Here is a 26,118-nt window from a genome sequence, read left to right on the forward strand (position 1 = left end):
CTCGTGACTATTGGAGTGGTAGAGCCTGGCGGTCTGGCGCAGCTGGCCGATGTTGGGCCAGCAGGCGTTCGGTGAAGTCGAGCCGATTCTCGAGCTCGGCCACCCGAGTGCTCAATAGATCGACATCGGCCAGACGCTCTTCGAGGTCCTGCCGAAGCGTCGCGATCTCACGACGCGACCGATCGAGCGCCGAGTTGGCGAGACCGAGTTCTCGCTTGGTGCCGCGCCCGCCGCCTCGGACGGCCGGGAGCACGACGAATGCGACAAAGACCATCAGCCAGAACCAAGGGATTCCCGAAAAGTCGATACTCATCGCCCGCCTCCGGTCGAGGTACGCTCCCATTCCGCTTCAATATCGTGTCCAGCCTGGTTCAGGATCTCGACGATCCGCTGGACCGACGGATGATCCGGGCCGAGTCGCCAGGCGCGCTTGTAGGTCAGGGTGGCGAGCTTCGCGAACGCCTGGTTGAGGTCGGCCATGTTTCCGCCGGCGAAATCGCGAACGGTATCACGGACCCGGTCGAAAATATCCTCGAGGACTCCGTGGTTGTCGTCCAGGAATCGCTCACCCTCGGGCGTGATATGGTAGACCTTCTTGCCATCCGCCTCGACTGCGCGAACATACCCCTGGTCTTCCAGGAGCTGGAGCGTGGGGTACACCGTGCCGGCGGATGGGGTGTAGCAGCCGGCCAGGCGCTCTTCCAGCGCCTTGATGATCTCGTAGCCATGTCGGGGTTTTTCCCGGATCAGCCGGAGGATCACGAATTTGACCTCGCCCGATTCGAAGATCTGGCGGCGTCGGCGTCCTTTGGATCCGCCAGTACCGAATCGGAACTCGAACTGACCCGGATCGAACGAGAACCCGAACAGGTTACCTAAACCCCAGTCATCATTGTGCTTGGACATAGCATGCCCCCCTTCGTAACACCGCGGCGTATCGAGAACCTGTCTATCGTACGACATATCGTACGATAGGGTTTCTTCGTTGTCAAGATATATCGTCCGACATGTCTGTGTTCCACGTCGAAACTTGGGCGCAGCCCCTGCGTACTAGAGCGAAACACGTCACCACACTGTTGCTGGTCGACTCTCCGACACACGAGGGAGGCGCGCGTGCGGCTGCGGGAAGATGATCTGGTCATCAAGACCAGTGGGCTCAAGAAGTCCTTCAAGAAGGTCAACGTGCTGCAGGGGCTCGATCTCGAGGTCCGGCGTAACTCGATCTTTGGCTTTCTGGGCCCGAATGGCGCCGGAAAGACGACCACGATCAAGCTGCTGCTCGGTCTTGCCCGTCCGACCGACGGCAGCGCAACCTTATTCGGCTTCGACAGTCAGCGCGATACCCTCGAGGTGCGTCGGCGGATCGGCTACCTGGCCCAGGACCCCCGCTTCTACGACTACATGACAGCGCGGGAGACACTTCGGTTTACGGCGCGCTTCTTCTTCCAGCCCGCCGGCCTGGAGCGACACATCGATGAGACGCTCGAACTGGTGGGTCTGGCCGACAAGGCGGATCGACCGATTCGGGGCTTTTCGGGCGGCGAGCGTCAGCGGCTCGGCATCGCGCAGGCGCAGATCAGCAAGCCGGAGCTGCTGATCCTCGATGAGCCAGCGGCGTCGCTCGATCCGATGGGTCGGCGCGACGTGCTCGAAGTGATGGGGCGCCTGCGCGAGCATACCACGATCTTTTACTCGACCCACATCCTCGAAGATGTCCAGCGCATCAGCGACACCGCAGCGATTCTCCACCACGGGCAGCTGCTGGCGCACGCCTCGATGGGCGAACTGCTGTCCGATCAAACGGGAGGCACCTATCTCATCGATTTGGTCGGCGACACCGCCGCCACCCGCAGAACAGTGGCCGGCCTGTCCTGGGTGACGAGCCTCGAGGAAACCACCGGACCTGACGGAACCCACTGGCAGGTGTCGACCGACGATACGTCTGCCGCCGAGCTGCTCTTGCTGCGCACCATCCTGGCCGATGACGCGATCCGGGTGCGCAGCTTTGGGCGCCGCCGTCACCGGCTGGAGGATGTCTTCGTGACGATGATCGAAGGAGGAGCGGTCTGATGAGTCTCGTGTCGACGGCGTCATCCGGATGGTCGACGGGTTTCGGCAACCTGCTCGGCAAGGAACTTGGCGGCTGGTGGGGCACCCGACGCTGGCTGATTCACCTGATTCTCTGGCTCGTTGCAGTTTCCGGGTTCGTCCTGGCGGGAACGCTGGCGCAGTATCGGACCTCGACCAATCCGGCCGGTGATGTCGAAGAACTGATCCAGATGTTCTTTCAGCTGGGCGGTTTCTTCGGGCTGATCGGCGCTGTGCTGGTGACTCAGAACGTGGTCGTTGGCGAGCGCGAATCCGGGACTGCGGCATGGGTGCTCACCAAGCCGACCACGCGCTCGGCCTTCATCCTGTCCAAGTTTGTCGCGCTGGCCCCCACCTTCCTGCTGCTGTCCCTGGTGATTCCCGCGGTCGCCTCTTTCATCATGCTGAAGGCGTTCTGGGGTGTCGCGCCGGCCCCGGCGCATTTCGCCGAAGCGGTTGGAATTCTGGCACTGCATCAGGCGTTCTACATTGCTCTGACGCTGCTGCTGGGCGTGCTGCTCCGGTCTCGTGCGGCGGTTGGTGGCGTTGCGCTTGGCTTCTGGATCTCAGGCGCCATTCTTCCCAACACCAAGTACTTCGCTCCGCTGACTCCGTTCCTCCCCTGGCCGCTCACCGACGCCGCCACCAGCATTGCGCTGTGGAAACCGTTGCCCTTTCAGCTGTGGGTACCGATGCTCTCCACGGCAATCCTGATCGTGCTGTTCCTAGGGGTGGCGCTCTGGGCCTTCGAGCGCGAGGAACTCTGAGGCGTATACCGTGGGGGCAGGCCGCTCGTTGATGGACGGCCTGTCCCTGCTGGTCCGAGTGACGATCCCGCCATATCCTTCCGCTGTGAAATCTCACCTCGCCCTACTCGGTATCGCCGCGGCCCTGGCAACCGGATGTGGTGCCGCCGCACCAACCCCCGTGTACGACGTCTACGCCGTCAAGTACGCCGAGCTTCACGGTTTTCCGCTGCGCGGGCTGGTGCTTGGTGCGGACAGCGCTGCCCGCGTCGACCTCGCCATGATGGTGTGGGTGCTTCGGGGGCAGGGTCGGGTCATCCTGGTGGATGCCGGGTTTCATCGCGACGAGTTCATCTCGAGCTGGTCGCCGGTTGCCTATAGCCGCCCTTCCGAGGCGCTCGCCCCGCTCGGCATTGCGCCGGAGGACGTCACCGATTTGATCGTGACACACCTGCACTGGGATCACGCCGATGGCATCGATCTCTTTCCGCGGGCGCGGGTCTGGGTGCAGCAAGACGAGTATGATCACTACCGTGATCCGGCGAACCTGCTCCGGACTGGCGTGTTCGCATCGACGATCGCGGTGCTCGAGGCGGTCGCTGCGGAGGGCCGGCTGCGTCTTGCGGCCGGCGATTCGGTCGAGCCAGCGCCGGGCGTACTGGTATACACCGGTGGTCGTCACACCCGGGAGTCGCAGTATGTCAGCGTTCAGACTGCTTCGGGTACCGCAGTGATTGCGTCCGACAATCTCTATCTGTATCACAACCTCGATCAGCGCCGTCCGATCGCCGCGACGTGGGATACCGTGTCCAACCTGGCGGCCCACGAGCGGATGCGGCGGCTCGCCGGAGCGCCTCGATTGATCGTGCCTGGCCATGACCCGGCCGTATTCGATCGCTTTACTCCGGTGGTTCCCGGCATCGTACGGATTGAGTAGCGGCAGGCGGATCCGGACTCCGTTACCTGACGGTGACTCGCCCGCCATTCGAATGTGATGCTTGGGGTCGATCTTCCTTTCAGCAGAGAGACATAACGACCCCCCGATCCGGAGCGCCTGGCCAGATCGGGGGCGTCGGCGTTTCGGGTCTTACTACTTGCCAAGACGAAGTCAGGGTCGGAGATTCGAGCGTTCCGCATTTTCCTGCCATCAAGTGAGACCCCTGTGAAGTCGGATTCTCGTGCTCGTTCAGCCCGCGTCCTGGTGGCGCTGGCCGTGGTTGTGCTCGTCGCGATCGGTTCTCTCCCGGCGCAGGTCCGATCTGATTACTCCAAGCGGACCCAAATGGTCCGAATGCGTGACGGAGTGTCGCTCTACACGGAAATCTGGACCCCCGTGTCGCGGTCCGGTCCGCTGCCGCTCCTCATAGAACGGACGCCCTACAACGCGGCGAACATCGGTCCCCGGATGTCGAACCGGTATCAGTTGCTGGCCGACGAGGGCTACATCTTCGTGTTCCAGGATGTTCGCGGGAAGTATCAGTCCGAGGGCACTTTCATGATCATCCGGCCGCCGCGGGATACCACTCGCGGCGAAATGGTCGATGAGACGACGGACGCCAACGACACGATCGACTGGCTGCTGGCCAATGTCGAAGGACATAACGGTCGGGTCGGCATGGTCGGGATTTCCTACGGTGGCTGGCTCACCATGATGGCCCTGATCGATCCCCATCCGGCTCTCAAAGCAACGTCGCCGCAGGCATCCCCGGACGACATGTTCCAGGGTGATGATTTCCGTCACAACGGGGCCTTTCGCTTGAGCTACGGATTTGAGTATGTGGCCAATCTCGAGGCCGGACGGGTCAGCGAGCCGTTCCGCTTCGACCGGGCCGATACGTTCGAGTGGTTTCTGCGCTTGGGCGGCCTCGCCAACGTCGACGCCAAACACTTCCACAAAAAGCGTCCGACCTGGACCGACTTTGCCTCCCACCCGAACTTCGACGAGTACTGGCAGCGTCGGAAGGTGAGCCCTGTGTTTGCCAACAAGCCGGTGACGGTGCCGACTCTCACGGTCGCCGGCTGGTGGGATCAGGAGGACTTCTACGGGCCGCTGACGATCTATGACGCCCTGGAAAAGAACGACTCCAAAGGCATCAATTATCTCGTGGTTGGCCCGTGGAATCATGGTGGCTGGGCACGAGGAGATGGCAACAGCCTGGGGCCGATCCAGTTCGGCTCGAACACGTCCGTGCTGTTCCGTGAGCGGATCGAGGCCCCGTGGTTTGCCTACTGGCTCAAGGACAAGGGCACGCTCGATCTGCCCGAGGCACTGACGTTCAGACCGGGGTCGAATACCTGGCAACGCCATGACGCCTGGCCACCAGTCAGCAACGTGACACCGAAGTCGCTCTACTTTCATGCCGACGGCCGGCTCAGCTTCGAGAAGCCAACCGCAGCTGCCGGTTTCGACAGCTACGTATCTGACCCGGCGCGGCCGGTTCCCTACCGCCAGCGGCCGATTCACCCACTCTACGGCGGCGCCGTGCCGTCGACCTGGTCGATCTGGCTGGTCGACGATCAGCGGCATGCCCATCTTCGCCCCGACGTGCTGAGCTACGAAACCGAGACTCTCACCGAGGATGTCACGGTCTCGGGTCGGGTGCTCGCGCGCCTCTTTGCCTCGACCACGGGCACCGACGCCGACTGGGTCGTGAAGCTGATCGATGTGTATCCGGAATCGTTTCCCGCCGATCCGAAGATGGCGGGCTATCAGCTGATGGTGGCAAACGATGTCTTCCGGGCCCGCTTCAGGAACAGTTTCGAGAAGCCGGTCCCCGTCGTTCCCAATCAGGTCACGCCCTACGCCATCAGTCTCCTGGCCGCTGACTACACCTTCAAAGCCGGTCACAAGATCATGGTGCAGGTCCAGAGCACCTGGTTTCCGCTGATCGATCGCAATCCGCAGAAGTTCGTGCCGAACATCTTTGAAGCGCGTGACGCAGACTATATCAAGGCAACCAAGCGCATCTACCGATCGGCAACCCAGCCGAGCCGGGTCGATGTCTCGGTGGTGACTCGCTAGCGTACCAAGCCGGGCGGAGAATCCACTCCGCTCGGCGTCCGAATCCGGCCCCTTCGCCTCGATCACATTGCAGGACAGTCACTATGCAATCCAGTCTCTGGCTCCTTCTGCTCGCCCCATCGTTGGTTCTGGCCCAGGCGCCGACCCAGGCCGGTCAGAGTTCCGGCCCCCGACGGCTGGTGCCGACCGACATCTACCGAATCAAAGATGTCGGTGCGCCGAAGCTCTCTCCGGACGGGCAGTGGGTAGCGTACACGCTGTCGACCCCGGACTCGGTCAAAGACCGCGCCAATACCGACATCCATATGGTGAGTTGGGATGGCAGCCGCCGAGTTCAACTGACGTCGTCTCCGGATGGGGAGTCGAGTCCCGAGTGGAGCCCGGACAACCGTTACCTGAGCTTTCTCAGTTCGCGCGGCGCCGAGAATCGCGGTGCACAGCTCTGGCTGATGGATCGGCTCGGCGGGGAGGGCGTCAAAGTCACCGACATTCGGGGCGGCATCGAGAGCTATGTCTGGGCCCCGGATGGCGGGCGGTTGGTCTTCGTGATCAAGGACCCCGACCCCGATTCCACGAAGGCGGATGAGCAGAAGCCGCCCAAGGCGATCGAGATCGATCGCTGGGACTTCAAACGGGACTACATCGGCTACCTCGATCGCCGGCGGACGCATCTGTATCTCTTCGATCTCGCGACTCGGCGGCTGACCCAGCTCACGTCGGGCGACTATGACGACGCCGGGCCCGCTTGGTCGCCTGACGGGCGGAACATCGCCTTCACCTCCAAGCGGGCACCAGGCAGCGAGCGGACCGACAACTGGGATCTGTACGTCATCGAGGCGCGTGAGGGGGCGGAGCCGCGCCAGCTGACCACGACGCCGACCAACGATGGCCGTGCCGCGAGCTACAGTCCCGACGGCAGGTGGATCGCCTTCCTGCAGCGGGGTGATCCAAAGTACTGGGCCTACAACAACCCGCGGGTGGCTGTGATTCCGTCGACTGGCGGTCCGATCCGGGTCCTGACCGAGGCGCTCGACCGGAACGCGTCAGAGCCGACCTGGTCGCACGACGGGAAGCACATCTATTTCCGGTTCGATGACGACCGCAAGACGGTCTTGGCCAGAGTCAGTCCGACGACGGGCGCAATCGAGCGGGTCAGCGACGCCGAACAGAGAGTATCCGCCCTCAGCGTCGCGGGCGACCGAGTGGCCCTGAGCGTCACGACAGACACCAGGCCCGCAGAAGTCGTGGCGCTGGAGCGGGGCGCCCTGCGCCGACTCACAGCGCACAATGATTCGCTCATGAATGTGATCGATCTCGGCCGCGCCGAGCGGTTCAGCTCGACCAGCAAGGATGGCACCGTTGTCGGGAGCATGCTGTATCTCCCGCCCGACTACCGGGCAGGACAACGGTACCCGCTTGCCCTGCACATCCACGGCGGACCGTTCGGGCAGGATGGCCACGGCTTCGATTTCACTCGCCGCGTCATGGCGGCTCGCGGGTATGCGGTCCTGGCCGTCAACTATCGAGGCAGTTCGGGACGCGGCGAGGGGTTCAGCACTGCCATTTTTGCCGACTGGGGCAACAAAGAGGTCGTCGACCTGCTTGGTGCGGTCGATCAGGCCGTTGCCAGCGGGATTGCCGATCCGGAACGCCTGGTGCTCGGCGGATGGAGTTACGGCGGCATTCTCACCAACTACACGATCGCGACCGATACGCGCTTCAAGGCGGGTGTGAGCGGCGCCGGCAGCTCATTGCAGCTGTCGATGTACGGCACCGACCAATACGTCTATCAGTATGAGCAGGAGTTGGGACAGCCCTGGAAAAATATCGAGCCGTGGCTCAAGGTGAGTTATCCGTTTCTCAAAGCCGATCGGATCGTGACGCCGACGATGTTCATGGGCGGCGAGCGCGACTTCAACGTCCCGATCATCGGATCAGAGCAGATGTATCAGGCGCTCATGAGCAACAACGTCGAGAGCCGCCTGATCGTCTGGCCCGGGATGTTCCACGGCCCCCGCACGCCCGGACAGCGGATCGACATCATCAATCGATATCTCGGATGGTGGGAACGGTACGTCAAGCCTGCTGTGCCCTAGGGCGGGGGAGGGGGAGGTGGTGGGTCGATCGGGGGGCGCGCTGCGCTGGGGTCGCGCGTGCCCGGGTACGATGGTCGCACGGCGGGGGCGCCGACCACGCGCGACGCGCGCCCCCCGATCGACCCACCACCTCCCCCTCCCAGCGACCAATCACGCTCCCAGAAACAATCACGGAGAAGCGGACTCTGGCGTGGCGGCGAGTTCTGTGAGGGCGGGCCCGAGCATCTGGAAGATCTGGGCCGGAAGCGAGCTGGTGAAGCTGAAATCATCGGCTTCCGCACCAAGCACGAAGGCCGTCAGCACGCCGTAGAAGCGATCGCCCACGAAGAAGACCAGGGTCGAGGTCCGGTTGAGGGCCCGGTCCTCGACGACGCGGCCCCCCTGTCCGAAGACCCGGAAGCGGTTGTTGCCTGTGCCGGTCTTGGCGCCGATCGGGAGCGGCTTGCCGTCGGGCCCCTTGACGGTTCCGTACGCTCGGCGGCCGGTACCGCGCTCCACCACATCGATCATGGTTCGCCGAACCACTGCAGCGAGGTCGGCAGACAGCAATCGCTCGCCCTGCGACGGCGGTCGTCGCAACACGGTCGCGAACGGCGTACTGTCAGCCAGGCGGAGCTCGCTGATCCGCGTCGATGCCTGGCCGACACCATCGTTCAGCACAATGCCGATCAGTTCCGCGAGCTGATCGGGTCGGTCTGCCGAGCTGCCGATGGCGGTCGCATAAGAGGGGACCAGGGAGGCAAACGGGTAACCCAGCCGTCTCCAGCGGGCGTGCACCTCGAAAAACGCCTCGATCTCCAGGATCGATCGGATCCGCTGATCCTGTGCCTGAGTCCTTCGGGTCGAGAAGAGCCACTGATACACATCCTGGCGCACCGTGCGGCTCGAGTCCATCATCTCAGCGCGAGTGGCGCCGGGGTGGGAGAGCTTGAACTCGACGAGCCAAAGCTCGAGCGGATGGATGCCGGCCAGGAAGCCACGATCCACCAATGAGAAGCTGGCGGGGTTGGCGCGATCGAAGATCTCGCGGATGTGCGCCGGGGATAGCCGCATCTGCTCGCCGAGTGTGGCTTGGAGGAACCGGGTAAAGGCCGAGGCATCCTCGTCGGGTGCAACGACCCGGAAGATCCACGCCAGGCGCTGAGCTGAAAGGGACCGATCGCGGACCAGCGTGGCGAGCGCCGAGTCGCGCGTGGTCCAGGCGTGCTTGCGCAGAAACTGATCGAGGAACTGTCGCCCTTCCCGGTCCGCAAAGCGCGCCAGGTACTCCTGGCGGCGCGGATCGGATCGATCACTCAGGACGCCGGGCGCAGGGTGCCCGGGCAGCCGGTGCATGTGATACTGGACGATGTCGCGCATCATCCGGATGAACGGCAGATTGATCGAGTGCCGGAAGGCCTCGCGGACGGTCACCGTCTGCTGGTCGAAGGTCGTCTCGAAGTTGCGAAAGGTGTGCACGCCGCCGCCGGTCATGAAACGCTCGCGCGGGCTGGCCGAGTAGCGCCGTTCCATGGCGGCTTCGAGCAACTCGGCCACCGTCAGCTTCGGTCTGGCGGCAAGGGTCTGGCGGACCCAGACGGTGAGCGGATCGTCCCGGCGAAGCGAGGCTGACTGCGCCGAGTCGGAGCTGTAGTCCGCGTGCAGCGACTCGATGGTTTCGAGATAGGTAATTAGCGTGCGCAGCTTGGCGGTCGAGCCCAGCTCGAGTTTGGCGCCTTCGATGGGGCTGAAGGGGCCGTCGACATTGTCGACCTGAATCCGCACTGCGTTGCCGTTGGGTGTTCGCTCGTAGAGCAGAAAGGCGTAGTGCACCTTGGCAGGGTCGCCTCGCTGCAGCAGACGGTATCCCGAGAGTCCTGCAGCCGCGATGTAGGCGCTGTCCTGGAGCTTGAGCAGCATGTCGGTGACAGCTGCCTGGGCCGGGCCGTCGAAGGTGGTTCGGGCGGTGGCATCGTACCGATCGAGCTGATAGAACGCCGGAATCCGACCTGTCGTCAGCAGCTCCGTGCGCACCGCGTTGACTGCCTTGCGCTCGATGAACGAGGCGGTCGGCCGTTCCGGCGCCCGGAGATTCGGGCGCGATGCGGCTTCGCGGGCGGCGTCGCGCAGCGCGGGGGAGATGACGCCTTCGCGGGCCAGCAGGTTGAGATATCGATCTGCGCGTCGCTCCAGCGCTTCGATGCCGCCGTTGTCGGTCAGGAAGTACGAGGGGCGCTGCACCGCCATGATCAGGTTCAGTACCTGACGGTAGGCGCGTCCGTGTCGAGCCGGGTGCGGTGACACGGTCGAATCGGCCGCTTCGCGCAGGTAGCGGTTGACGTCGTCGAAGTTTGCTCCGAACCAGGCCCAGAGTCCGTCGCCGAGACCGGTGACCTCACCGTAGCCGGCAATTCCGGCGAGCGGCATCGAATTGAGGTAGCTGGTGACGATTTCCTGGCGGGCACCCATGGTGTTGGTGCCGTCCAGGTAGGCCCGGTACGAGGCCGACTCCATCTGCCGCAGCTTGTCGGTCGGTGACAGGGTCCGACCTTCCGGAGCATGGCGGAACTTCTCGAGTTGCGTGGCAAGCGTGCTTGCGCCTGCCACCGAGCCGTCACGTCCGAATCGTCGACCGCCAAGCCCGGCTGCCGCGCGGATCAGTCGCTGCCAGTCGACGGCAGGATTGCGCAGCGGCGTGGTCGAATCGAGCAGAGTCCGATTTTCAACAAAGAGCAGTGTTTGCCAGACCAGGTCGGGAATCGAGTCGAAGGCCGGGTAGCCGCGATCCGGGTACCGGCCGTCGAACATGACCAGACCGCTTCGATCGAGTATCCGAAGCCCGGCCCGGTCCTTCGCATGGTAGATCGGTGAAAGGCCACGATCCATCAGGGAGGCAAACCGCTCCGAGACTCGTGCCTGACTGTCCACCGCAAAGCCGGAGGCCACAAAGGCATCGGTCAGCTCCGGAATTTTGCTGTAGCCGTAGCGCAAGTCGTAGGGACCTTGCCCGGGAAACCGGATCGACGGGCTCGGGCCCTGGTCCATCGCAAAGCCAAGGTCGCGGCTGCGTTCTGCGAAGAACCGGGACTGGAAGTAGGAGGTCCGAAACTCGAGAGCAGCCGCGATGCCGCCAAGCAGTACCACCACTGCTGCGATAGCAACGGTGTACCAGAGCCATCGCCGGCGGGCCGGCTTGGTGCGTGTGGCGTTCATGCGGCGACGGGTTCTCGAGTGCGCACGTGAGCGATTCGCGGAACCTAACAGCGAAGCGACAGAGCTAGAAGGGTGCCGGAATGAAAGAGCGGCTCCGCCAGGTATGCTGACGAAACCGCCGATTCGGTCGCCCCGTGTAACGATGAGTGGCTGCTACCCCGCGAAGGGTGTATCGGGTTGCGGGAATCGCCAGCGTTCGCCGCGCTCCAGGGCGTCGAGCGGGAGGAAGAAGGTGCCGACGCCCGCTGCGCCCTGCATGAATCCGGTTTGCGCGACCAGGTTGTCAGGTTGTGTTCGATTCTCGGCCTGAATCCAGTACAATCCGGCCTCCTCGGTTCTGCCGGCACGGCGCATCGTATCGTCGACCAGCCGCTTCATGAATGTGTTGGCCGTATCGGTGCGATGGTACCGGATCAGGTCGATGCAGTACTGCGCGACGCCGATGTGCCCGCAACATTGACTGATGTTGTTCCAGTATCCTGTCGTGAGGCCTTCCGGGATGCCGGAGATCATGACGCCCTTGGTCAGCGCATCGATCCAACCCGTCCATCGCCGGTCGGGAGCAATCTGATTGAGCTGATAGAAGAGCCGCGCCGTTCCTCCCGGGCCATGGCACCAACTCAGGTAATAGCGATCCTGTCCGCCGTCCTCGTTGTGAAAGATCAGAGCCGCGCCATCCCGGCGGGTGGCAATCGCATCGAGGTAACGAACGCCCTCGAGGGCCGCGTCCAGAAAGGCGCGCTCGCCGGTCTGACGGTAGAGGGTGGCAAGGAAGTAGGCCACGCCCGAGGTGCCGTGCGAGAAGTTGGGCATGTTGACGCGGCGCGAGTCGCTCATGTGCCACATCCGGCCCCCTGCCGCGGGGACGCCTGCTGCAATCAGGCGATGGCCGGCTTTGGCTGCGAGCGCCATCAGCGATGGATCGTTCCAGCTTCGGCCGGCCTCGATCAGAAACAGTCCGGTGCCCGCTCCGCCGCCGACGATATCGTGGACGTCAGACCACTCGACGCCGCCCTCCGCCTGACGGGCGGTCCGGGCCAGCAGGGATGCAGCTTGCCGCGCATGAGCGCCGTAGCGTTCACCTCCGCCTGCGCGGGCCACCGTATCGAAGGTGTAGCCCAACCCGGCCAGTCCAAGATACAGGCCGGCGCCAACGTCCTCTGGACTCGTACTCATACGCCGCGCCAGGTAATCGGCACCGCCGCGGGCGCGGTCGAGCCACCGGCTGTCGCCCGAGGCGGCATACAGCGCGGCGTAGAACGCCACCACACCGGGCATTCCGTTATAGAAGCCGAGACTGACCGACTCCGGTTTGAGCGGATCGGCCGGCCAGGCCAATCCATGCTCGGTGGTCTGGGTGCTGCGATCGATCCAGCGGGCGCACTGGACCGCGAGATCGAGATACGGGCGCGTCGAACCTCCGCGTCCGCGGCGTATCTCGGCCACCGCACGGGCAGGAAGACCGAGAGCCGCCGCGGCCAGCGCAGCATGGGAGAGAAACGCACGACGATCGAACAGCATCGGACTATCCTCGCTTCGTCGCAAGCTGGTCAGGGGCGATAACCGGGGCCACGCAGCACCCGACCCGGTGTGGCTCCAGTGAACTTGCCCTGCTCGAACACGACTTGGCCGTTGACGATGACCTGACCGATCCCTTCCGACGGCAGCATCGGCTCCGCAAAGGTGGCGCGATCCCGAATCGTGTCCGGGTTGAACACCACGATATCGGCGGCCAGGCCTGGCGCCAGCCGGCCGCGGTCGTAGGCCATCACCTGGTTCGCAGCAACCGCCGTCATCTTCTGGATGGCGCTTTCCAGAGACAGTGCACCGAGCTCACGGACGTAGCGCGCAATCACGCGGGGAAAGGCCCCATGGCCTCTCGGATGAGTCGAGTGCCCGGCGGCCGCCGGGCCGGCGTCGGTGTCGAACGAAGTAAACTCCTCCTGCATGGCCTTGATCTTATTGGCTTCCGACATGCTCTGCGGCATGGCGGCGGCGTTGCTCTTGGCCAGTTCGAAGAAGACGGTCCAGGGGTCCTTGTTGACAGCGCGGGCAATCGCAGCAAGCGACTGACCGTTGTAGGCCTCATAGGCGGGCAAGTTCATCCGCGACACGATGATCCGGTCCCAGTCTCTTCCGGCGTGGGCATACCAGTTCTCCCAGCCGCCGAGCGACTCCATCTCGCGACGGATTTCCGCCTGAACCGCGGGGTCGTCGAGCTTCTTGAGCAGTGCCGCCTGTCCTTCGGCCGCATGCCGCGGATGGATCAGCGCCCGGATGCCGAGGCCGTTGTTGATGTAGGGATAGACGTCGACCGCCACATGCTGCCCGCTGGCGCGCGCCGCTCGGATCCGCGCCAGGGCCAGGTCCATCTTGCCCCAGTTGGCCTGGCCGGCGGTTTTGAGGTGGTAGATATGGACCGGGGTCCCGGCGGCCTGGCCGATGCGCAGTGCCTCTTCGATCGCTTCGAGCAGCTGATCGCCCTCGTTCCGCATGTGGGTGAAGTAACGTCCGCCGTAGTCACCGGCAACCTTGGTCAGTTCGGCGATTTCCTGTTCCGACGCGTAGATCGCCGGCGGGTAGATCAGCGAAGTCGAAACGCCGATAGCGCCCGCCTCCATGGCTTCGCGCACCATGCCCCGCATCCGGTCGAGCTCGGGCTGGGTCGCCTGCCGGTCGACGTCGCCGATCACGATCCGACGGATCTGGGTGTGGCCGACCGTCTGGACCATGTTGATCGGCATGCCGGCCTGCTCGAGCCGGGTAAAGAACTGTCGCATAGTCTGCCAGCCGCGCGTCCTCGCCGCCTCATCGCTGAGCGGGGCATCGCTGGCGCCCTCACCAGCATTGATGGTGGTGATTCCCTGCGAGAGCAGATTGAAGGCCGAGCCGGCATCCTGGATGAACGGCGCGGCGGTCTGGCCCATCATATCGATGAAGCCTGGCGTGACCACCTGGCCCGTCGCGTCGATGGCCCGGCGCCCCTCGCTCGGTGCAATCCGGCCAATCGCGGCGATCTTGCCGTCCTTGACCGCCAGGTCGCCCCAGTACCAAGGTGCACCGGTGCCGTCGATAATCCGGCCCCCGTGGATCACGATGTCGTAGCGAGGATTTTGCGCAGCGAGCGAAGTTGCCACGACGGCTGCCAGCAGCGCGGTTGGCGCGAGACGTCGAATCAATTCCATTGCAGTCCCCGGATCTGGTCGAGATTGAGGTTTCCGCCGCTCAGCACACACGCCACGCGGGAGCCGGCTGGCAGCTTGACGAGTCCTTGCAGTACCGCACCAACCGAGGCTGCGGCAGCGGCTTCCGGCACCACCTTGCAGCGCTCCATCAGCCAAATCATCGCCTCGAAGATCTGACGGTCTGGCAGTGTGACGATCTCATCGACGAAGCGCTGACAGACGGAGAAGGTGTGAACGCCAACCCGCTTGACGCGCAGGCCGTCGATGACCGTGCGACAGTCGATGGTAACGAGTTCACCGGCTTCGAGGCTCTTCTGCATGGCTGGTCCGTCCGACGATTCGACGCCGATGACCCGGACGTTCGGATTGTGGCTCTTGACGGCCATGGCCACGCCCGAGATCAGTCCGCCGCCGCCGATCGGCACGACGATCGCATCGAGCTCGGGCCAGTCGGTCACGACCTCGAGGCCGAGTGTGCCCTGACCGGCGATCAGCTCAGGGTCGTCGAAGGGGCTGATGTACGTCAGGCCGTCCCGTTCCACCAGCTCGAGCGCCTTCTCGTTGGCTTCATCCCAGATCTTGCCGTGCAGCACCACCTCGGCGCCATACCCTTTGGTGGCCGCGATCTTGGCCGGCGTGGCATTCTCGGCCATGCAGACCACCGCCCGGATGCCGTGGACCTGCGCAGCAAGAGCAACACCCTGCGCGTGGTTGCCGGCCGACGAGCAGACCACGCCACGGCGCTTCTGCTCGTCGGTCAGAAACGTGAACTTGTTGAGCGGGCCCCGGATCTTGTACGCGCCGACCCGTTGAAACATCTCGGCCTTGAGTCGGATGTCGTAGCCCGACAGCTCGGAGAGCTGGCGCGAGCCGAGCAGGGGGGTGTGGTAGATGTGAGATGCGATCCGTGCCCGGGCCGCCTTGAAGTCGTCGAGGGTCAGGGTCAGGCGTGACTGGTCGGTGGAAGACATCGTCGGGACTGTGGCTCCGAATGGAATGGTGCAGGCGAGCGATTGAATCGCTGAGCCTATCAATCTGATGTGACAGGCAACAGGAGGCTACCCTTGGCGCGGCTGATCTGGACGGAATCAGGGCCTCTTGACGCGGCGTCAGCCGGTGACCCGCGCCCCGGGCCGCGAGGGTGGCGCGGTGACGAGTCCGGCCGCGCGCCGATCGCTCGTCGCGCGAACCGTCGGGCTGCCGAGACGTGTTGTGACCCGGGTTTGCGCCGCCTCGGTGCGTCCCCTACTATCCCGGGCGTCCCAATCAGCGAAGTGCCGACTGGTCGGGCCCGTGGGCCGATCGGATGGGTCAGTCGCCGATCTATCTCTGCCTGGAGGTTGCAAATGCGCGCGATTCAGGTCCACGAGTTCGGGGATCCGTCCGTGCTCAAGCTGGTCGATGTGCCGACGCCGGTGCCGGGTCCGGGGCAGGTCCTGGTCGCCGTCCAGGCGGTTGGCGTCAATCCCGCCGAGACCTACATGCGGAGCGGGCGGTATGCGCTGCTGCCGACGCTGCCCTATATCCCCGGGTCGGACGGCGCCGGCATCATCCGGCAGGTCGGCCCCGGAGTGACCGGCTGGCAGGAGAACGACCGGGTCTTCTTTCACGGCACCGCGGCAGGGCGATCCTTCGGCGCCTATGCGGAGCTTGCTGTCTGCGGTACGCACCAGGTCTTCCGTCTTCCGGCCAACGTCGGGTTCTCCGAGGGTGCGGCCGTTCCGATTCCGTACGCCACGGCATATCAGGCCCTCGTCCGCAAGGCCGCTGCGCAGCCTGGAGAGATTGTCCTGGTGCATGGCGCCAGCGGTGGAGTCGGCATTGCCGCGGTGCAGCTGGCCCGGTGGAAGCAGTTGCGGGTCATCGGTACGGCCGGCACGTCCGAAGGCCTCGAGCTGGTGCGCGCCAACGGTGCTCACCTGGCGGTGAGCCACAAGGGGGCGCTCTATCTCGACCAGGTGCGCGAAGCTGCCAATCAGGGCCGCGGCCCGGATGTCATTCTCGAGATGCTCGCCAATGTCAACCTGGATCAGGATCTCGACGTGCTCGCCCCCAAGGGGCGTATCGTCGTGATCGGCAGCCGCGGCCGGGTCGAGATCGATCCCCGCAAGATCATGTCCAAGGATGCGGCAGTGCTCGGCGTGCTGCTCTGGAATGACTCGCCGGAGGTGCTGGCGCCTGTTTTCGACGACCTGATTCGCGGACTCGAACAGGGGAGCCTGGTGCCCGTCGTCGGTCGGGAAATTCCCCTGGCGGAGGCCGCCCGTGCCCACGACGCCGTGATGGAGCCAGGGGCCTACGGCAAGATCGTACTGGTCCCGTAGCAAACGGCGACGCGCCGGACCGGGGGATCCGACGCGTCGCCAGGGGAAGAGGGCTCGGCCCTGGGGGGACAGGAGCGAACCCGGGAAGACGAGCGTCGGGTCAACGAACCGCCGCTCACCCCTCTCCAGGGCAAGCGATGTGCCGATTGCCACGGCTCAGTCTCCGTGGCCTCAAGTCTTTGTCTGTCAGTATTTTATGGTGCTGAGTCGTGCTGGTCCCCCAGTTGGGCCGGCCGGTACTGTCGCTGTGCTCCCGCGATGGTGTGGCTCAGATTCGACGCCGGATCGAAGGGAATGTCATGATCAAACGCTGGGTAATCGCGGCCCTGTTTGCCGGGGTCGCCGCGGGAGAACTGTCGGGACAGGCTGCGAGACCCCGGGCCCGCGAACTCGGGGTGGCGCCGGGCATCTTTGCCCCGGGCGCGCTCAATGCCATCACCGACGTGGGTGGCGTGCGGGTCGGCCAGGTCACCGTGCTCGAGGGCGACTCGGTGCGCACCGGTGTGACGGCGGTTCTGCCGCACCAAGGCAATGTTTTTCTCGATCGGGTGCCTGCCGCCATCGCGGTCGGCAACGGCTACGGCAAGCTGCTCGGCGTGACCCAGGTCGAGGAGCTGGGCGAGATCGAAACCCCGATTCTGCTCACCTGTACCCTCTGCGTCTGGAAAGCGGCCGACGCGATGGTCGCGTGGCTGCTCGAGCAGCCCGGCATGGAAGCGGTCGGGTCCATCAATGCCCTGGTGGGCGAAACCAACGATGGCGGCCTCAATGCGATCCGGCTTCGGCCGATCACTGCGGCGCAGGTACGGACGGCGATCACCTCTGCGCGGGGCGGGCCGGTCGAGGAAGGCGCCGTCGGAGCAGGCGCCGGAACGGTTGCCTTTGGATGGAAGGGCGGCATTGGAACCTCGTCCCGCCGTTTGCCGGCGTCACTCGGCGGTTGGACTGTGGGTGTGCTGGTGCAGAGCAACTATGGCGGCGTCTTCCAGGTCATGGGAGTGCCGGTGGGTCGTGAGCTCGGGCAGTACGCCTACCGGCGGAACGTCGAGGAGGGTTCGGGCGACGGATCGATCATGATCGTGGTGGCGACCGACGCGCCCGTCGACGATCGCAGCCTGCGACGTATCGCCAGCCGCGCATTGCTCGGATTGGGGAATACGGGCAGCTCGATGAGCAACGGCTCCGGCGACTACGTGATTGCCTTCTCCACCCATCCGTCGGTTCGCCGCGGCCATCCCGATCGGGCCTCGCGGCGTGATTCAGTCGAGACCGGACGGCGTCTCTTGACCAATCCTGAAATGTCGCCGATCTTCGCGGCAACCGTCGAGGCCACCGAGGAGGCGATCTACAACTCGCTCTTCAAGGCAACGACGGTCACGACCCGTCGCGGGACTGTCGAGGCGCTGCCGATCGATCGAGTACGCGAGCTCCTGACGCGCTACGGCGCCGCCAGGCGCTGAGAGCCTCCCAGCGCAAAGCCGGCCGCCGTGGCAGCTACGCAGAGAACGACGCTGGTTAGCGCATAGGCCACTGCAGTGCCCCACGAGCCAGTGCGCAGCAGTTCGAATGTCTCGGCGCTGAAAGCGGAAAAGGTGGTGAACCCGCCGCAGATGCCAACCACGAGAAAGGTGCGGAGTTCGGCGCTCATGGCCGGTGCCATCAAGGCGTGGCGCAGGAGGGCGCCGATCAGCAGGGACCCCGCCACATTGACGACCAACGTACCGTACGGCAACGACCCACCCCCCAATCGCTGCACCCCGGTCGCGACCAGGTAGCGGGCCAAGCCGCCCAGGCCGCTGCCGAGCAGGATGTAGATCCACATACCGGGAAGTGTAACCGCGGCCGAGCGCCGGGGTAGCGCCTCAGAGCCGGAAGGCTTGCGGTGGCGGTCCAGCCAGGATCTGGTGGATGGCGGCAATGACGGTGTCGTCGTCGCTCAACAGGACCAGTTCAGCGCCTCGCGGCGTCGACCGGACGGTGCACCGAAGAGCCCCACGATTGCCGGCGAGAATCTGGACTGCGGCCCCATCGTTCGGAATGAAGCGAACGTTGCGATAGTCGCCCCGCCGGATGGCTGCCGCGCTTTCGATCAGGTGGACCCGCAGTCCCTCGAGGCCGGCAGAGTCCGGCCGCTGCAGCGTCAGGGCGATCCGTCCGCCGCTCTCATTCTGGCTGTACTCGACGACGGGGACAAACCCCGAAGTCGATGCCGCGGCAACGGTTTGGGCCGAGGCCGGGCGCGCCGTCTGGAGCAAGAGCAGGGCGGCCACAATGCCAGACCAGCCGCTGATGCCGGAGCGGATTGGGGGTACGGGATGGGACTGCTGCTGCTTCGTCATCGGGGCAACACCTCTTGGCCGCAAGGCTGCAGCGCAAGAGGGGTGCCATTGGGGCCCTGGCGGGGGTGGGGTCTGTCAGCGACCGGCGAAGGCGCGGGAGGCGGCGATCAGTTCGTCGAACAGCCGGACCGTCCTGGGGTCCCGGGTCTCCAGGGTTTCGGGGTGCCACTGGACCCCGACCACGAATGCCGGGTCGTCGAGCTCGACGGCCTCCACCGTACCGTCCGGAGCCCGGGCCGTCACGACGAGCCCCTTGCCGAGCCGATCGACCCCCTGGTGGTGCATGCTGTTGACCGCAATCGAGGGCGCTTCGAAAATGCCCGCCAACCGCGTCCCGGGCGCCAGCGTCACGTCGTGGGCCAGATGGTCACGTGCGAACCCGGCGGTCGGGAAGTAGTCGTGCTTGATGGACTCGGGCACCAGCGCCTCGAGGTCCTGAAAGAGCGACCCTCCCTGCGCGACGTTGATGATCTGATGGCCCCGACAAAGTCCCAGAACCGGCTTGCCGTCGGCAATGGCCCAGCGGGTCAGGGTCAGCTCGACGGCGTCGCGGGCGGGGTCGATGTTGCCCAGCTTGGGATGCGGGGCTTCTCCATAGCTGGCCGGATCGATGTCGACGCCCCCGGCAATCAGCAGGCCGTCGAGTCGCTGGTAGATGCAGCGCAACGTATCCAAGTCGTCGTGCAGCAGCGGGACCATCCAGGGCACCGCGCCGGACTCGGTTGCTGCGTAGTAGTAGCGCTGGTTCATGACCCAGGAGGACGGCAAACCCTCGGGTATGCCGTCGATGGCGTGCAGCGTCTGGGTCGGGATGCCGATGGTCGGTCGGTAGCTCATGGCGACAAGATAATCCAATCGTGATGCCCGCCGGACGTGGTGCCGTCCAGCGGGTCTATCCCGAGCTTACGGGACCACGCCCTCGGCCGTTTCGCGAATCAGATGGTCCACGACGGCATTGATGCCGCCGCCGGCATCGAACACCGCCAGCTGCCGGTCGGCGCTGGTACCCTCGTCGAGAATCCGGTAGGCATACTCGACTTCCTTACGACTGCCCAGCTCGTCGATCACGTCTCCGATGAACCATTCGATCAGTTCACGAATCAGCTCACGGGCAGGCAGCTCCTTACCCTTGCCGAAGTCGATCATTTTGCCATCGAGACCGTAGCGGCAGGCCCGCCACTTGTTCTCCTCGATGAACGCTGCAGGATACTGACGCCAGCTGAGGTTGTCGCGGCGTAGCTTCCACACTTTGGCGACGATGGCCTGGAAAATGGCCGCGACGCAAACCGCCTCCTCGACTCGGGTGCAGACATCGCAGATCCGCATCTCGAGCGTGGGGTAGCTCCAGCTCGGCCGCACGTCCCACCAGAGCTTCGACGCGTTCGGAATGCTGCCGGTGCCGACCAGCGTGTTGACCACGGACTCGAACTCACCCCACGAGGTCAGACTGCGGGGAATCCCGGTCCTCGGAAAGCTGCGGAAGATGATGCTCCGGTATGATTTGAGGCCGGTGCGTCGGCCCAACCAAAAGGGTGAACTGGTCGAGAGACACAACAAGTGCGGCATCATGTAGCGCGCCGCATTCATGGCCTCGATCCGAAACTCGGGGTCCTCGATCCCGACGTGAACATGGGTTCCGAAGACCAGCAGGCGCTGCGCGAGCTCCTGGAGGTCCTGCTTGACACCCATGTACCGGTCCATTGGCGTGATTTCCTGGTCGAGCCAGTTCGAGAAGGGATGACTCCCGGCGGCAGCCACCTTGAGCCCCCGCCGAGCAGCAAGGTCGATCACCATCCGCCGCAGCCGGATCAGCTCCTGCTTGGCCTCGGCCGGAGTGTGGCAAACCTTGGTGCCGACCTCGACCATCGACTGGTGAAGTTCCGGCTTGATCTCACCGAGGATGACCGATTCTTCGGTCAGGATCTCGGTGATGTACGAGCGGAGCTCTCGCGTCTCGGGGTCGATGATCTGGTATTCCTCTTCGATGCCGACGGTCAGGCTGGGCGCTTTCATACGTCGATTGCTCGGCAGAGGTTCAGCTGCGTGGGTCGACGACGAAGGTGGGCACGGTCGAGCCGCCCCCTGCCGTGACGTTGACGAGGGATGCAGACGAAATGCGGGACAGGCAACCGTCGACCACGGCGCCATCGAAGCAATACGGAGCGGTGTCGGTGATCCGGTCGGCGTACACGACGCTGCCGTCGACGTAGGTCGGGTACGGCTCGGATGGCAGCTCGATGCGCTGCTGCACGATGTAGGGGTGCTCGAGCGCCCGCTGGATGGTGGCCTGCCACACCTCGGGCGTTGCCTCCCAGCCCAGCATCACGCCGGCCCCGCCATAGTCGTCGTTCGGCTTGAGCACCAACTCATCCTTGCGGGCGGCAATGTGCGGCACCAGGTCGACCGTCTTACCCTCATGTCGCGTGGTGCGTTCCTCGACCATCCGGGTCCACGGCACGTGCGTCGCGATCGCCTCTTGCTGAGCAGCTGTGAAGAGGTGCCCGTTGCGCTCGTCGGACAGCACCGCCAGGCTGGCCTTCTTGTGGAGGATCTTGCAGCGAAACGGGTTGACCATGCAGACCGCGCGGTCGCGCACCGCCCGGACGATCGGGTGCTCGAGGCCGCCTCGCTCGACCAGTTCGGTGATCAGGATCCGCTTGTAGATCAGGTCGATCGCGACGCCGTCGACATACAGCCGCCCGTCCCGATACTCGCAGTGTCGCGGATCGCCGATGATGCAGGTGTAGCCCAATGACGAGAAATAGTCCTGAAAGAGCAGAAACTCGCTCATCGTCGGAACCTCGCTCCAGTCGAGAATCCCGATGGTCGGCTTGGCCCAGTTGCCGGCGTACTGCTGGTAGGCGTCGAGCAGCGAGTGGAGCGTGTTGGGGCGGGCCGGCAACGGCGTCAGCGCAAACCGGTGTCGGAAGCTCCGCACGACGGGCAGCGCCAGGAACAGCTTCGTCAGCGCGTCGTTGTATGCCGGGCCGGCCGGGCATTCGCCGTTGTACTCGGTAACCCGGAGCACACCGTCCCCGGGTGAGAAGAAGGCATCGAGCCGGGTGAGCGGCGTGGCATTGATGCCTGGGTCCTCGAGCGCCAGGGTTCGCTCCCACGGCTCCAGGCGGAACTGATCGAGCACGCGGGGGTCGACGATGGCGGCATCGAGCGCGGTTTGCAGCGCGCCAAGCAGGATGGGAACTCGTGATGTTATCACGGCATGCTGGGCCCGGCTCAAGAAACGCGGCCGAATCACGCTGCAGAGTGCCCGGTCTCCGAAGAAGAGACCCCGCTTGCGCAGTTCCTCGCGCAGCCACTCCCCCGACTCGGCGGCGAGTCCTGGCGTCAGCGCGTCATGCCACGCCGCGATGGCCGCTCCGGTCATCGCGGGCCGGGACGGACCGGGCGTCCTTGCAGAAACTGCTCCCAGCTTGGCCGCCCTGGCGGGCTCGGCGTCTTGGCGAGCCGAATGGTCAGGTCCGCCATGGCGCTCACGACCCACTCGAAGTGCTTCGGCGTGAGGGAGTAGATGTCCATGTCCGGCGCCGGGTTCATGAAGTCGATGGCGTAGGGAATCCCATCCCGGAGGGCCCATTCCATCGAGTTCATGTCATAGCCGAGCGCGCGAACCAGCCGGAGTGAGTCGGCCACGACACGATCGTGCACCGGCTGCGTCAGGAAATCGAGCTCCTGGTGATACTTGCGCTCCTTGGGGTCGTACTTGATCGGGTAGATCACTTCCTGACCGATAGCCAGGCATCGCACGAACTCGTCCCATTCGATGAACTCCTGCACGATCATGGTCAACAGGCCCGAGCGATCGTAGTGGTACAGCAATTCTTCCAAGCTGCGACAGACGTAGACATCCCGCCACCCGCCGCCGTGGGCATCCTTGAGCACGCAGGGCAGCCCGACGTAATCGACGATGGCGTGCCAATCGAGAGGGAAGGCCAGGTTACGCAGGCTCTCGGTGTGCACGATCCCGGGCACATACTCCTTGTTCGGCAGCACGACCGTCTTCGGGCTGGCGAGGCCGAGCGATGTTGCCAGGCTGGCGCCGAAGAACTTGTCGTCGGCGGTCCACATGAACGGATTGTTGATGACGGTGACGCCTTGGAGCACAGCGTACTTGAGAAAGGTCCGGTAGAACGGCACTTCGTGTGAAATCCGGTCGATGATGACCTGGTAGGGCACCGGGCCGTCCATTCGAGGGGCATCGAGCGTGACGAACTCGGCCACCACGCCCTGGTCCCGATTGTTGACTTCCTCGATGAAGGCCGGTGGCCAGCTCCATTCACGACCGACGATCAGGCCGATTTTCTTGACGTCAGACGCCATAACGTAGTGTTTCCCGTTGAGCGAGAGCAGGTTGACGCGAATGTACGCTGTGTTCAGTCGGTCGGTAAGACAGGCGTTCTGCCGGACGCATAACCGGTTGCTACCGTAGGCTACTCGCTCTCGAGCAGGAACGACAGGGCTTGGCGCACCCGGATGCCCCAAGTGGCCTCGTTGTGCCGGCCGGCCGCGTCCTCGACGTAGGCAAACTCGGTCTCCGACATCGACCCGCGCTCTGAAATCAGATCCCGCAGCCGACGGACGTCGGCAATGGCCGACTCCGGCTCGTTGAGACCGATGTCGAGATACAGGCGACCGACGGCCAGGTTCGCATTCTCCTCGACATAGCGAAAAATCGCCCGGTTGGCAAACCAGAGCGACGGGCTCAGCACCGCACCACCCCCAAACACGTCGGCGTACCGGTAAAGCGCGTACAGGCTGATCAGGCCGCCCATCGATGACCCGGCAATGAAGGTCTCCGGGCGCGCCGGCCGGGTGCGGAAGCAGCGGTCGACCATCGGTTTGACCGTCTCGGCAATGAAGGCGAGGTACCGGTCGCCGGCGCCGCCGCCTCGGCCGGGGTGCTGAAACGGGCTGTACTCGTCGAGCCGATGCTTGCCCGTGTTGGCAATCCCGATCACGATGGCCTCGGTCCCTTCCCGGCTCAGCTCGGCAAGGGTCTGGCTGAGTCGCCAGTCGCCGGCGTAGCTGGTGGCCGGGTCGAACAGGTTCTGGCCGTCCTGCATGTAGACGACCGGGTACGACCGATCGGGCTCCTGGTGATAGGACAGCGGCAGCGCGGCAACCACGTCACGGTAGTTTCGCAGCCCGGGGCTCAGCACCTGACGGCGAATCACGAGGGGAACCCCCTCCGGCTCCTCGGTCGAATAGGGTTCCCAGGGCGTGCTGTCGATCGTGGACAGTGTCATGGCGGTATGCTGGCGGTCGCCTGATGCGGAGCAGTCGGCGGAGCCGGTCCTCGTCTACCGGGAAAGGGCGGCACGGACCACACGCACGCGACTTTCGGCCGGGGAGGGGCCGGGGTCGGCCCAGGTCAGATAGAGGTTGTCGCCCGCCAATGCCGTACGGGCAAATCCGGCGCGGCGACCGCGATCGGTCGTCGCTAGGCTGGACGAGGGCTCGACCCGGCCGCTGGCGTCGACGCGACGCAGGCGCCAGGTGGCAAGGCTGTCGCCGTCTTCGAGCCAGACGGCCACCGCGCGGGCCGGCGCGGTGAGCTGCAAGTAAACCCGGCCGAGTGGCTTGCCGTCGTCGAGGGTGAGGGGCGGGCCGAAGCTGGCCCCGCCATCGCCTGAAAAGGCAAGTCGGACCCGGGGCGTCTCGTTGGCACCGGTGTACCAGGCGACCGCCACGCCCTCACGGTCCGCAGCAATCGAGGGCCCGTTGACAGGACAGGCACGGATGACCCATCCATCGTCCGCGACGGAGATCGGTGCGGACCAGGCGCCGTTGACCTCGCGGACCACCGCGATGTCGCGAACCTCGGTCTCGGATCGATCGCGATACGCAACGACGAGACCACCGGCTGCCCGGGCCATCGTGACCTGACAGCATTCGCAGGTCCGCGGGTCGAGCACCTGCTCGTTGATGGGGAGTCCTGCTGCGGTGAAGGTCGCATGCCGAACCGTCATGGACCCGCCGGAATCGACCATCCTGCCGCCGTCGAGCCAGGCGACGGCCACTCCGCCGGCCGAGTCCGGGACCATGGCGACAAAGCCGTGCTCGGTCGGGCTGAGATCCTGGTGCGCGACTACCGGGGTCGACCAGGTCTGTCCGCGATTCTCCGATCGGGTCAGCATGACGTGATAGGCGTAGGCCGAATTGCCGGCCTTTTCGAGCCAGTGGACGACCCAGGCGCCGGTGCTGGTTTCGACCGCCGAGGGAAAGTCGGCCCAATTGACAAAGAATGGTCGATGCGAAGCAACCGTGAGTGGCTGCGACCAACTCTCCTGGTCGCGGCGGGCAATCTGCAGGGCAAAGGCGGTGTCGCCGCGGGGCTCGAACCAGGTCAGCAGCAGCCCGCCGTCAGCGGTCGGCGCCAGGAAGGGTGTTCGGCTGCCTGGCGGTCCGGTCCAATCGTCCACCGGTGTGAGGTTGGACGCCGCCGGAGCGCAGGCAGCAACGGCGGCGGCAAGCAGGACCGTGAGGGAACGCATCCTGGAAATATGGTCCGGGCCGCCTCGGGCCGCTACACGGTCGATGTCGGCCGGCCCGCTGATCATCCCAGGGCGATAACGGAAGGGGCCACCCCTGAGGTGACGAGGGACAACACCTCGCCACGTGCTGCATCGAACCCCGTCGCGCGCGGATCCCGAGTCGGATCGGCGCCATACTCGCCAGCGATGGGGGGGACACAGCACTGTACTGGCCGAAGACGGGCGGGGTCAGAGCTTGGTCAGCTGCCGCCGTTGCGGAAGACGAAGTACGCCGCTGCCACGAGGCAGAGCGCGGCCCACAAGTAATCGAGTTTGAGCGGCTCCCGCATGTAGAAGATCGCAAACGGCACGAACACGCCGAGGGTGATGACCTCCTGGAGGATCTTGAGCTGGCCAAGGTTCATCGCGGTGTAGCCGATCCGGTTGGCCGGCACCTGGAGCAGGTACTCGAGCAACGCGATGCCCCAACTCACGAGGGCGGCGATATACCAGGGCCGCTGGTTCATGTTCCGGAGATGTGCGTACCAGGCGAACGTCATGAAGACGTTCGAGAGGATCAGCAGGCCGGTGGCCCGTGCGATCACAGGGATATTCATAGATGGTTGAGATGGTTG

General features: G+C 64.8%; 22 protein-coding genes. 7 read left to right on the top strand and 15 right to left on the bottom strand.

Annotation, left to right across the window (positions count from 1 at the left end; translation table 11 throughout):
- Positions 1-7 precede the first annotated feature (7 nt).
- Both KF785_00950 and KF785_00955 read right to left on the bottom strand, forming a co-directional pair.
- Positions 8-313 (bottom strand): hypothetical protein, encoded by a 306-nt coding sequence (locus KF785_00950; protein ID MBX3145308.1) that lies wholly within the window; start codon positions 311-313, stop codon positions 8-10.
- Positions 310-906 (bottom strand): PadR family transcriptional regulator, encoded by a 597-nt coding sequence (locus KF785_00955; protein ID MBX3145309.1) that lies wholly within the window; start codon positions 904-906, stop codon positions 310-312. Before KF785_00955 ends, KF785_00950 begins: the two co-directional genes overlap by 4 nt.
- Positions 907-1,113: 207 nt before the next feature.
- Here KF785_00955 and KF785_00960 point away from each other — a divergent pair, with 207 nt between their 5' ends.
- The 5 genes from KF785_00960 to KF785_00980 all read left to right on the top strand — a co-directional run bounded on the left by KF785_00960 (position 1,114) and on the right by KF785_00980 (position 7,952).
- On the top strand, positions 1,114-2,070 hold the full coding sequence (locus KF785_00960) for an ABC transporter ATP-binding protein (protein ID MBX3145310.1): 957 nt from the start codon (positions 1,114-1,116) through the stop codon (positions 2,068-2,070).
- Entirely contained in the window at positions 2,070-2,855 is a 786-nt protein-coding gene (locus KF785_00965; protein ID MBX3145311.1) for an ABC transporter permease subunit, read from the top strand. The genes KF785_00960 and KF785_00965 overlap by 1 nt, the downstream gene beginning before the upstream one ends.
- Before the next feature lie 85 nt (positions 2,856-2,940).
- Positions 2,941-3,771 (top strand): N-acyl homoserine lactonase family protein, encoded by an 831-nt coding sequence (locus KF785_00970; GenBank protein MBX3145312.1) that lies wholly within the window; start codon positions 2,941-2,943, stop codon positions 3,769-3,771.
- Positions 3,772-3,996: 225 nt separating this feature from the next.
- A complete protein-coding gene (locus KF785_00975; GenBank protein MBX3145313.1) occupies positions 3,997-5,856 on the top strand; it encodes a CocE/NonD family hydrolase in 1,860 nt (619 codons plus the stop codon).
- Positions 5,857-5,939: 83 nt separating this feature from the next.
- Positions 5,940-7,952: a S9 family peptidase gene (locus tag KF785_00980; protein MBX3145314.1), complete on the top strand. Its 2,013-nt coding sequence runs from the start codon at positions 5,940-5,942 to the stop codon at positions 7,950-7,952.
- A 168-nt stretch (positions 7,953-8,120) separates the two neighbouring features.
- Here the strand turns inward: KF785_00980 and KF785_00985 are convergent, their stop codons facing one another.
- The 4 genes from KF785_00985 to KF785_01000 all read right to left on the bottom strand — a co-directional run bounded on the left by KF785_00985 (position 8,121) and on the right by KF785_01000 (position 15,300).
- Complete coding sequence (locus KF785_00985; protein ID MBX3145315.1) at positions 8,121-11,144, bottom strand: transglycosylase domain-containing protein; 3,024 nt, start codon at positions 11,142-11,144, stop codon at positions 8,121-8,123.
- Positions 11,145-11,297: 153 nt separating this feature from the next.
- A complete protein-coding gene (locus KF785_00990) occupies positions 11,298-12,665 on the bottom strand; it encodes a hypothetical protein (protein ID MBX3145316.1) in 1,368 nt (455 codons plus the stop codon).
- A 29-nt stretch (positions 12,666-12,694) separates the two neighbouring features.
- A complete protein-coding gene (locus KF785_00995; protein MBX3145317.1) occupies positions 12,695-14,329 on the bottom strand; it encodes a D-aminoacylase in 1,635 nt (544 codons plus the stop codon).
- Positions 14,320-15,300, bottom strand: a complete 981-nt coding sequence (locus KF785_01000; protein MBX3145318.1) for a pyridoxal-phosphate dependent enzyme — start codon at positions 15,298-15,300, stop codon at positions 14,320-14,322. Before KF785_01000 ends, KF785_00995 begins: the two co-directional genes overlap by 10 nt.
- Before the next feature lie 375 nt (positions 15,301-15,675).
- On the opposite strand from KF785_01000, the gene KF785_01005 reads away from it, so the two are divergent.
- Complete coding sequence (locus KF785_01005; protein MBX3145319.1) at positions 15,676-16,653, top strand: NADPH:quinone reductase; 978 nt, start codon at positions 15,676-15,678, stop codon at positions 16,651-16,653.
- 299 nt (positions 16,654-16,952) lie between these two features.
- Complete coding sequence (locus tag KF785_01010; GenBank protein MBX3145320.1) at positions 16,953-18,113, top strand: P1 family peptidase; 1,161 nt, start codon at positions 16,953-16,955, stop codon at positions 18,111-18,113.
- Here KF785_01010 and crcB read toward each other — a convergent pair.
- From crcB to KF785_01055, 9 genes are all read right to left on the bottom strand, one after another.
- Positions 18,092-18,475, bottom strand: coding sequence for a fluoride efflux transporter CrcB (gene crcB, locus KF785_01015; protein ID MBX3145321.1), 384 nt, complete (start codon positions 18,473-18,475; stop codon positions 18,092-18,094). The two genes, KF785_01010 and crcB, sit on opposite strands and share 22 nt — an antisense overlap.
- Positions 18,476-18,515: 40 nt before the next feature.
- Complete coding sequence (locus tag KF785_01020; GenBank protein ID MBX3145322.1) at positions 18,516-18,992, bottom strand: hypothetical protein; 477 nt, start codon at positions 18,990-18,992, stop codon at positions 18,516-18,518.
- A 75-nt stretch (positions 18,993-19,067) separates the two neighbouring features.
- Positions 19,068-19,829 (bottom strand): gamma-glutamyl-gamma-aminobutyrate hydrolase family protein, encoded by a 762-nt coding sequence (locus KF785_01025; protein MBX3145323.1) that lies wholly within the window; start codon positions 19,827-19,829, stop codon positions 19,068-19,070.
- Positions 19,830-19,895: 66 nt separating this feature from the next.
- A complete protein-coding gene (locus KF785_01030; GenBank protein MBX3145324.1) occupies positions 19,896-21,005 on the bottom strand; it encodes a carboxylate-amine ligase in 1,110 nt (369 codons plus the stop codon).
- 22 nt (positions 21,006-21,027) lie between these two features.
- Positions 21,028-22,377, bottom strand: a complete 1,350-nt coding sequence (locus KF785_01035; protein ID MBX3145325.1) for a hypothetical protein — start codon at positions 22,375-22,377, stop codon at positions 21,028-21,030.
- A complete protein-coding gene (locus KF785_01040) occupies positions 22,374-23,330 on the bottom strand; it encodes a hypothetical protein (GenBank protein ID MBX3145326.1) in 957 nt (318 codons plus the stop codon). Before KF785_01040 ends, KF785_01035 begins: the two co-directional genes overlap by 4 nt.
- 110 nt (positions 23,331-23,440) lie before the next feature.
- Positions 23,441-24,256: an alpha/beta hydrolase gene (locus KF785_01045; GenBank protein MBX3145327.1), complete on the bottom strand. Its 816-nt coding sequence runs from the start codon at positions 24,254-24,256 to the stop codon at positions 23,441-23,443.
- 54 nt (positions 24,257-24,310) lie between these two features.
- Positions 24,311-25,504: an exo-alpha-sialidase gene (locus KF785_01050; protein ID MBX3145328.1), complete on the bottom strand. Its 1,194-nt coding sequence runs from the start codon at positions 25,502-25,504 to the stop codon at positions 24,311-24,313.
- 239 nt (positions 25,505-25,743) lie between these two features.
- Positions 25,744-26,100, bottom strand: a complete 357-nt coding sequence (locus tag KF785_01055) for a DMT family protein (GenBank protein MBX3145329.1) — start codon at positions 26,098-26,100, stop codon at positions 25,744-25,746.
- Positions 26,101-26,118: the final 18 nt, after the last annotated feature.

Source organism: Gemmatimonadales bacterium (genome assembly GCA_019637315.1).
Classification (GTDB): Bacteria; Gemmatimonadota; Gemmatimonadetes; order Gemmatimonadales; family GWC2-71-9; genus SHZU01.

Bases quoted from the DNA above. Each gene is read 5' to 3' on its own strand.
- KF785_01000 (MBX3145318.1), bottom strand. From the start codon at position 15,300: ATGTCTTCCACCGACCAGTCACGCCTGACCCTGACCCTCGACGACTTC.
- KF785_01020 (MBX3145322.1), bottom strand. From the start codon at position 18,992: ATGACGAAGCAGCAGCAGTCCCATCCCGTACCCCCAATCCGCTCCGGC.
- KF785_00950 (MBX3145308.1), bottom strand. From the start codon at position 313: ATGAGTATCGACTTTTCGGGAATCCCTTGGTTCTGGCTGATGGTCTTT.
- KF785_00955 (MBX3145309.1), bottom strand. From the start codon at position 906: ATGTCCAAGCACAATGATGACTGGGGTTTAGGTAACCTGTTCGGGTTC.
- KF785_01045 (MBX3145327.1), bottom strand. From the start codon at position 24,256: ATGACACTGTCCACGATCGACAGCACGCCCTGGGAACCCTATTCGACC.
- KF785_00965 (MBX3145311.1), top strand. From the start codon at position 2,070: ATGAGTCTCGTGTCGACGGCGTCATCCGGATGGTCGACGGGTTTCGGC.
- KF785_00980 (MBX3145314.1), top strand. From the start codon at position 5,940: ATGCAATCCAGTCTCTGGCTCCTTCTGCTCGCCCCATCGTTGGTTCTG.
- KF785_00995 (MBX3145317.1), bottom strand. From the start codon at position 14,329: ATGGAATTGATTCGACGTCTCGCGCCAACCGCGCTGCTGGCAGCCGTC.
- KF785_01040 (MBX3145326.1), bottom strand. From the start codon at position 23,330: ATGGCGTCTGACGTCAAGAAAATCGGCCTGATCGTCGGTCGTGAATGG.
- KF785_01030 (MBX3145324.1), bottom strand. From the start codon at position 21,005: ATGAAAGCGCCCAGCCTGACCGTCGGCATCGAAGAGGAATACCAGATC.
- KF785_01055 (MBX3145329.1), bottom strand. From the start codon at position 26,100: ATGAATATCCCTGTGATCGCACGGGCCACCGGCCTGCTGATCCTCTCG.
- KF785_00985 (MBX3145315.1), bottom strand. From the start codon at position 11,144: ATGAACGCCACACGCACCAAGCCGGCCCGCCGGCGATGGCTCTGGTAC.
- KF785_01010 (MBX3145320.1), top strand. From the start codon at position 16,953: ATGATCAAACGCTGGGTAATCGCGGCCCTGTTTGCCGGGGTCGCCGCG.
- KF785_01035 (MBX3145325.1), bottom strand. From the start codon at position 22,377: ATGACCGGAGCGGCCATCGCGGCGTGGCATGACGCGCTGACGCCAGGA.
- KF785_01025 (MBX3145323.1), bottom strand. From the start codon at position 19,829: ATGAGCTACCGACCGACCATCGGCATCCCGACCCAGACGCTGCACGCC.
- KF785_01050 (MBX3145328.1), bottom strand. From the start codon at position 25,504: ATGCGTTCCCTCACGGTCCTGCTTGCCGCCGCCGTTGCTGCCTGCGCT.
- KF785_00990 (MBX3145316.1), bottom strand. From the start codon at position 12,665: ATGCTGTTCGATCGTCGTGCGTTTCTCTCCCATGCTGCGCTGGCCGCG.
- KF785_01005 (MBX3145319.1), top strand. From the start codon at position 15,676: ATGCGCGCGATTCAGGTCCACGAGTTCGGGGATCCGTCCGTGCTCAAG.
- crcB (MBX3145321.1), bottom strand. From the start codon at position 18,475: ATGTGGATCTACATCCTGCTCGGCAGCGGCCTGGGCGGCTTGGCCCGC.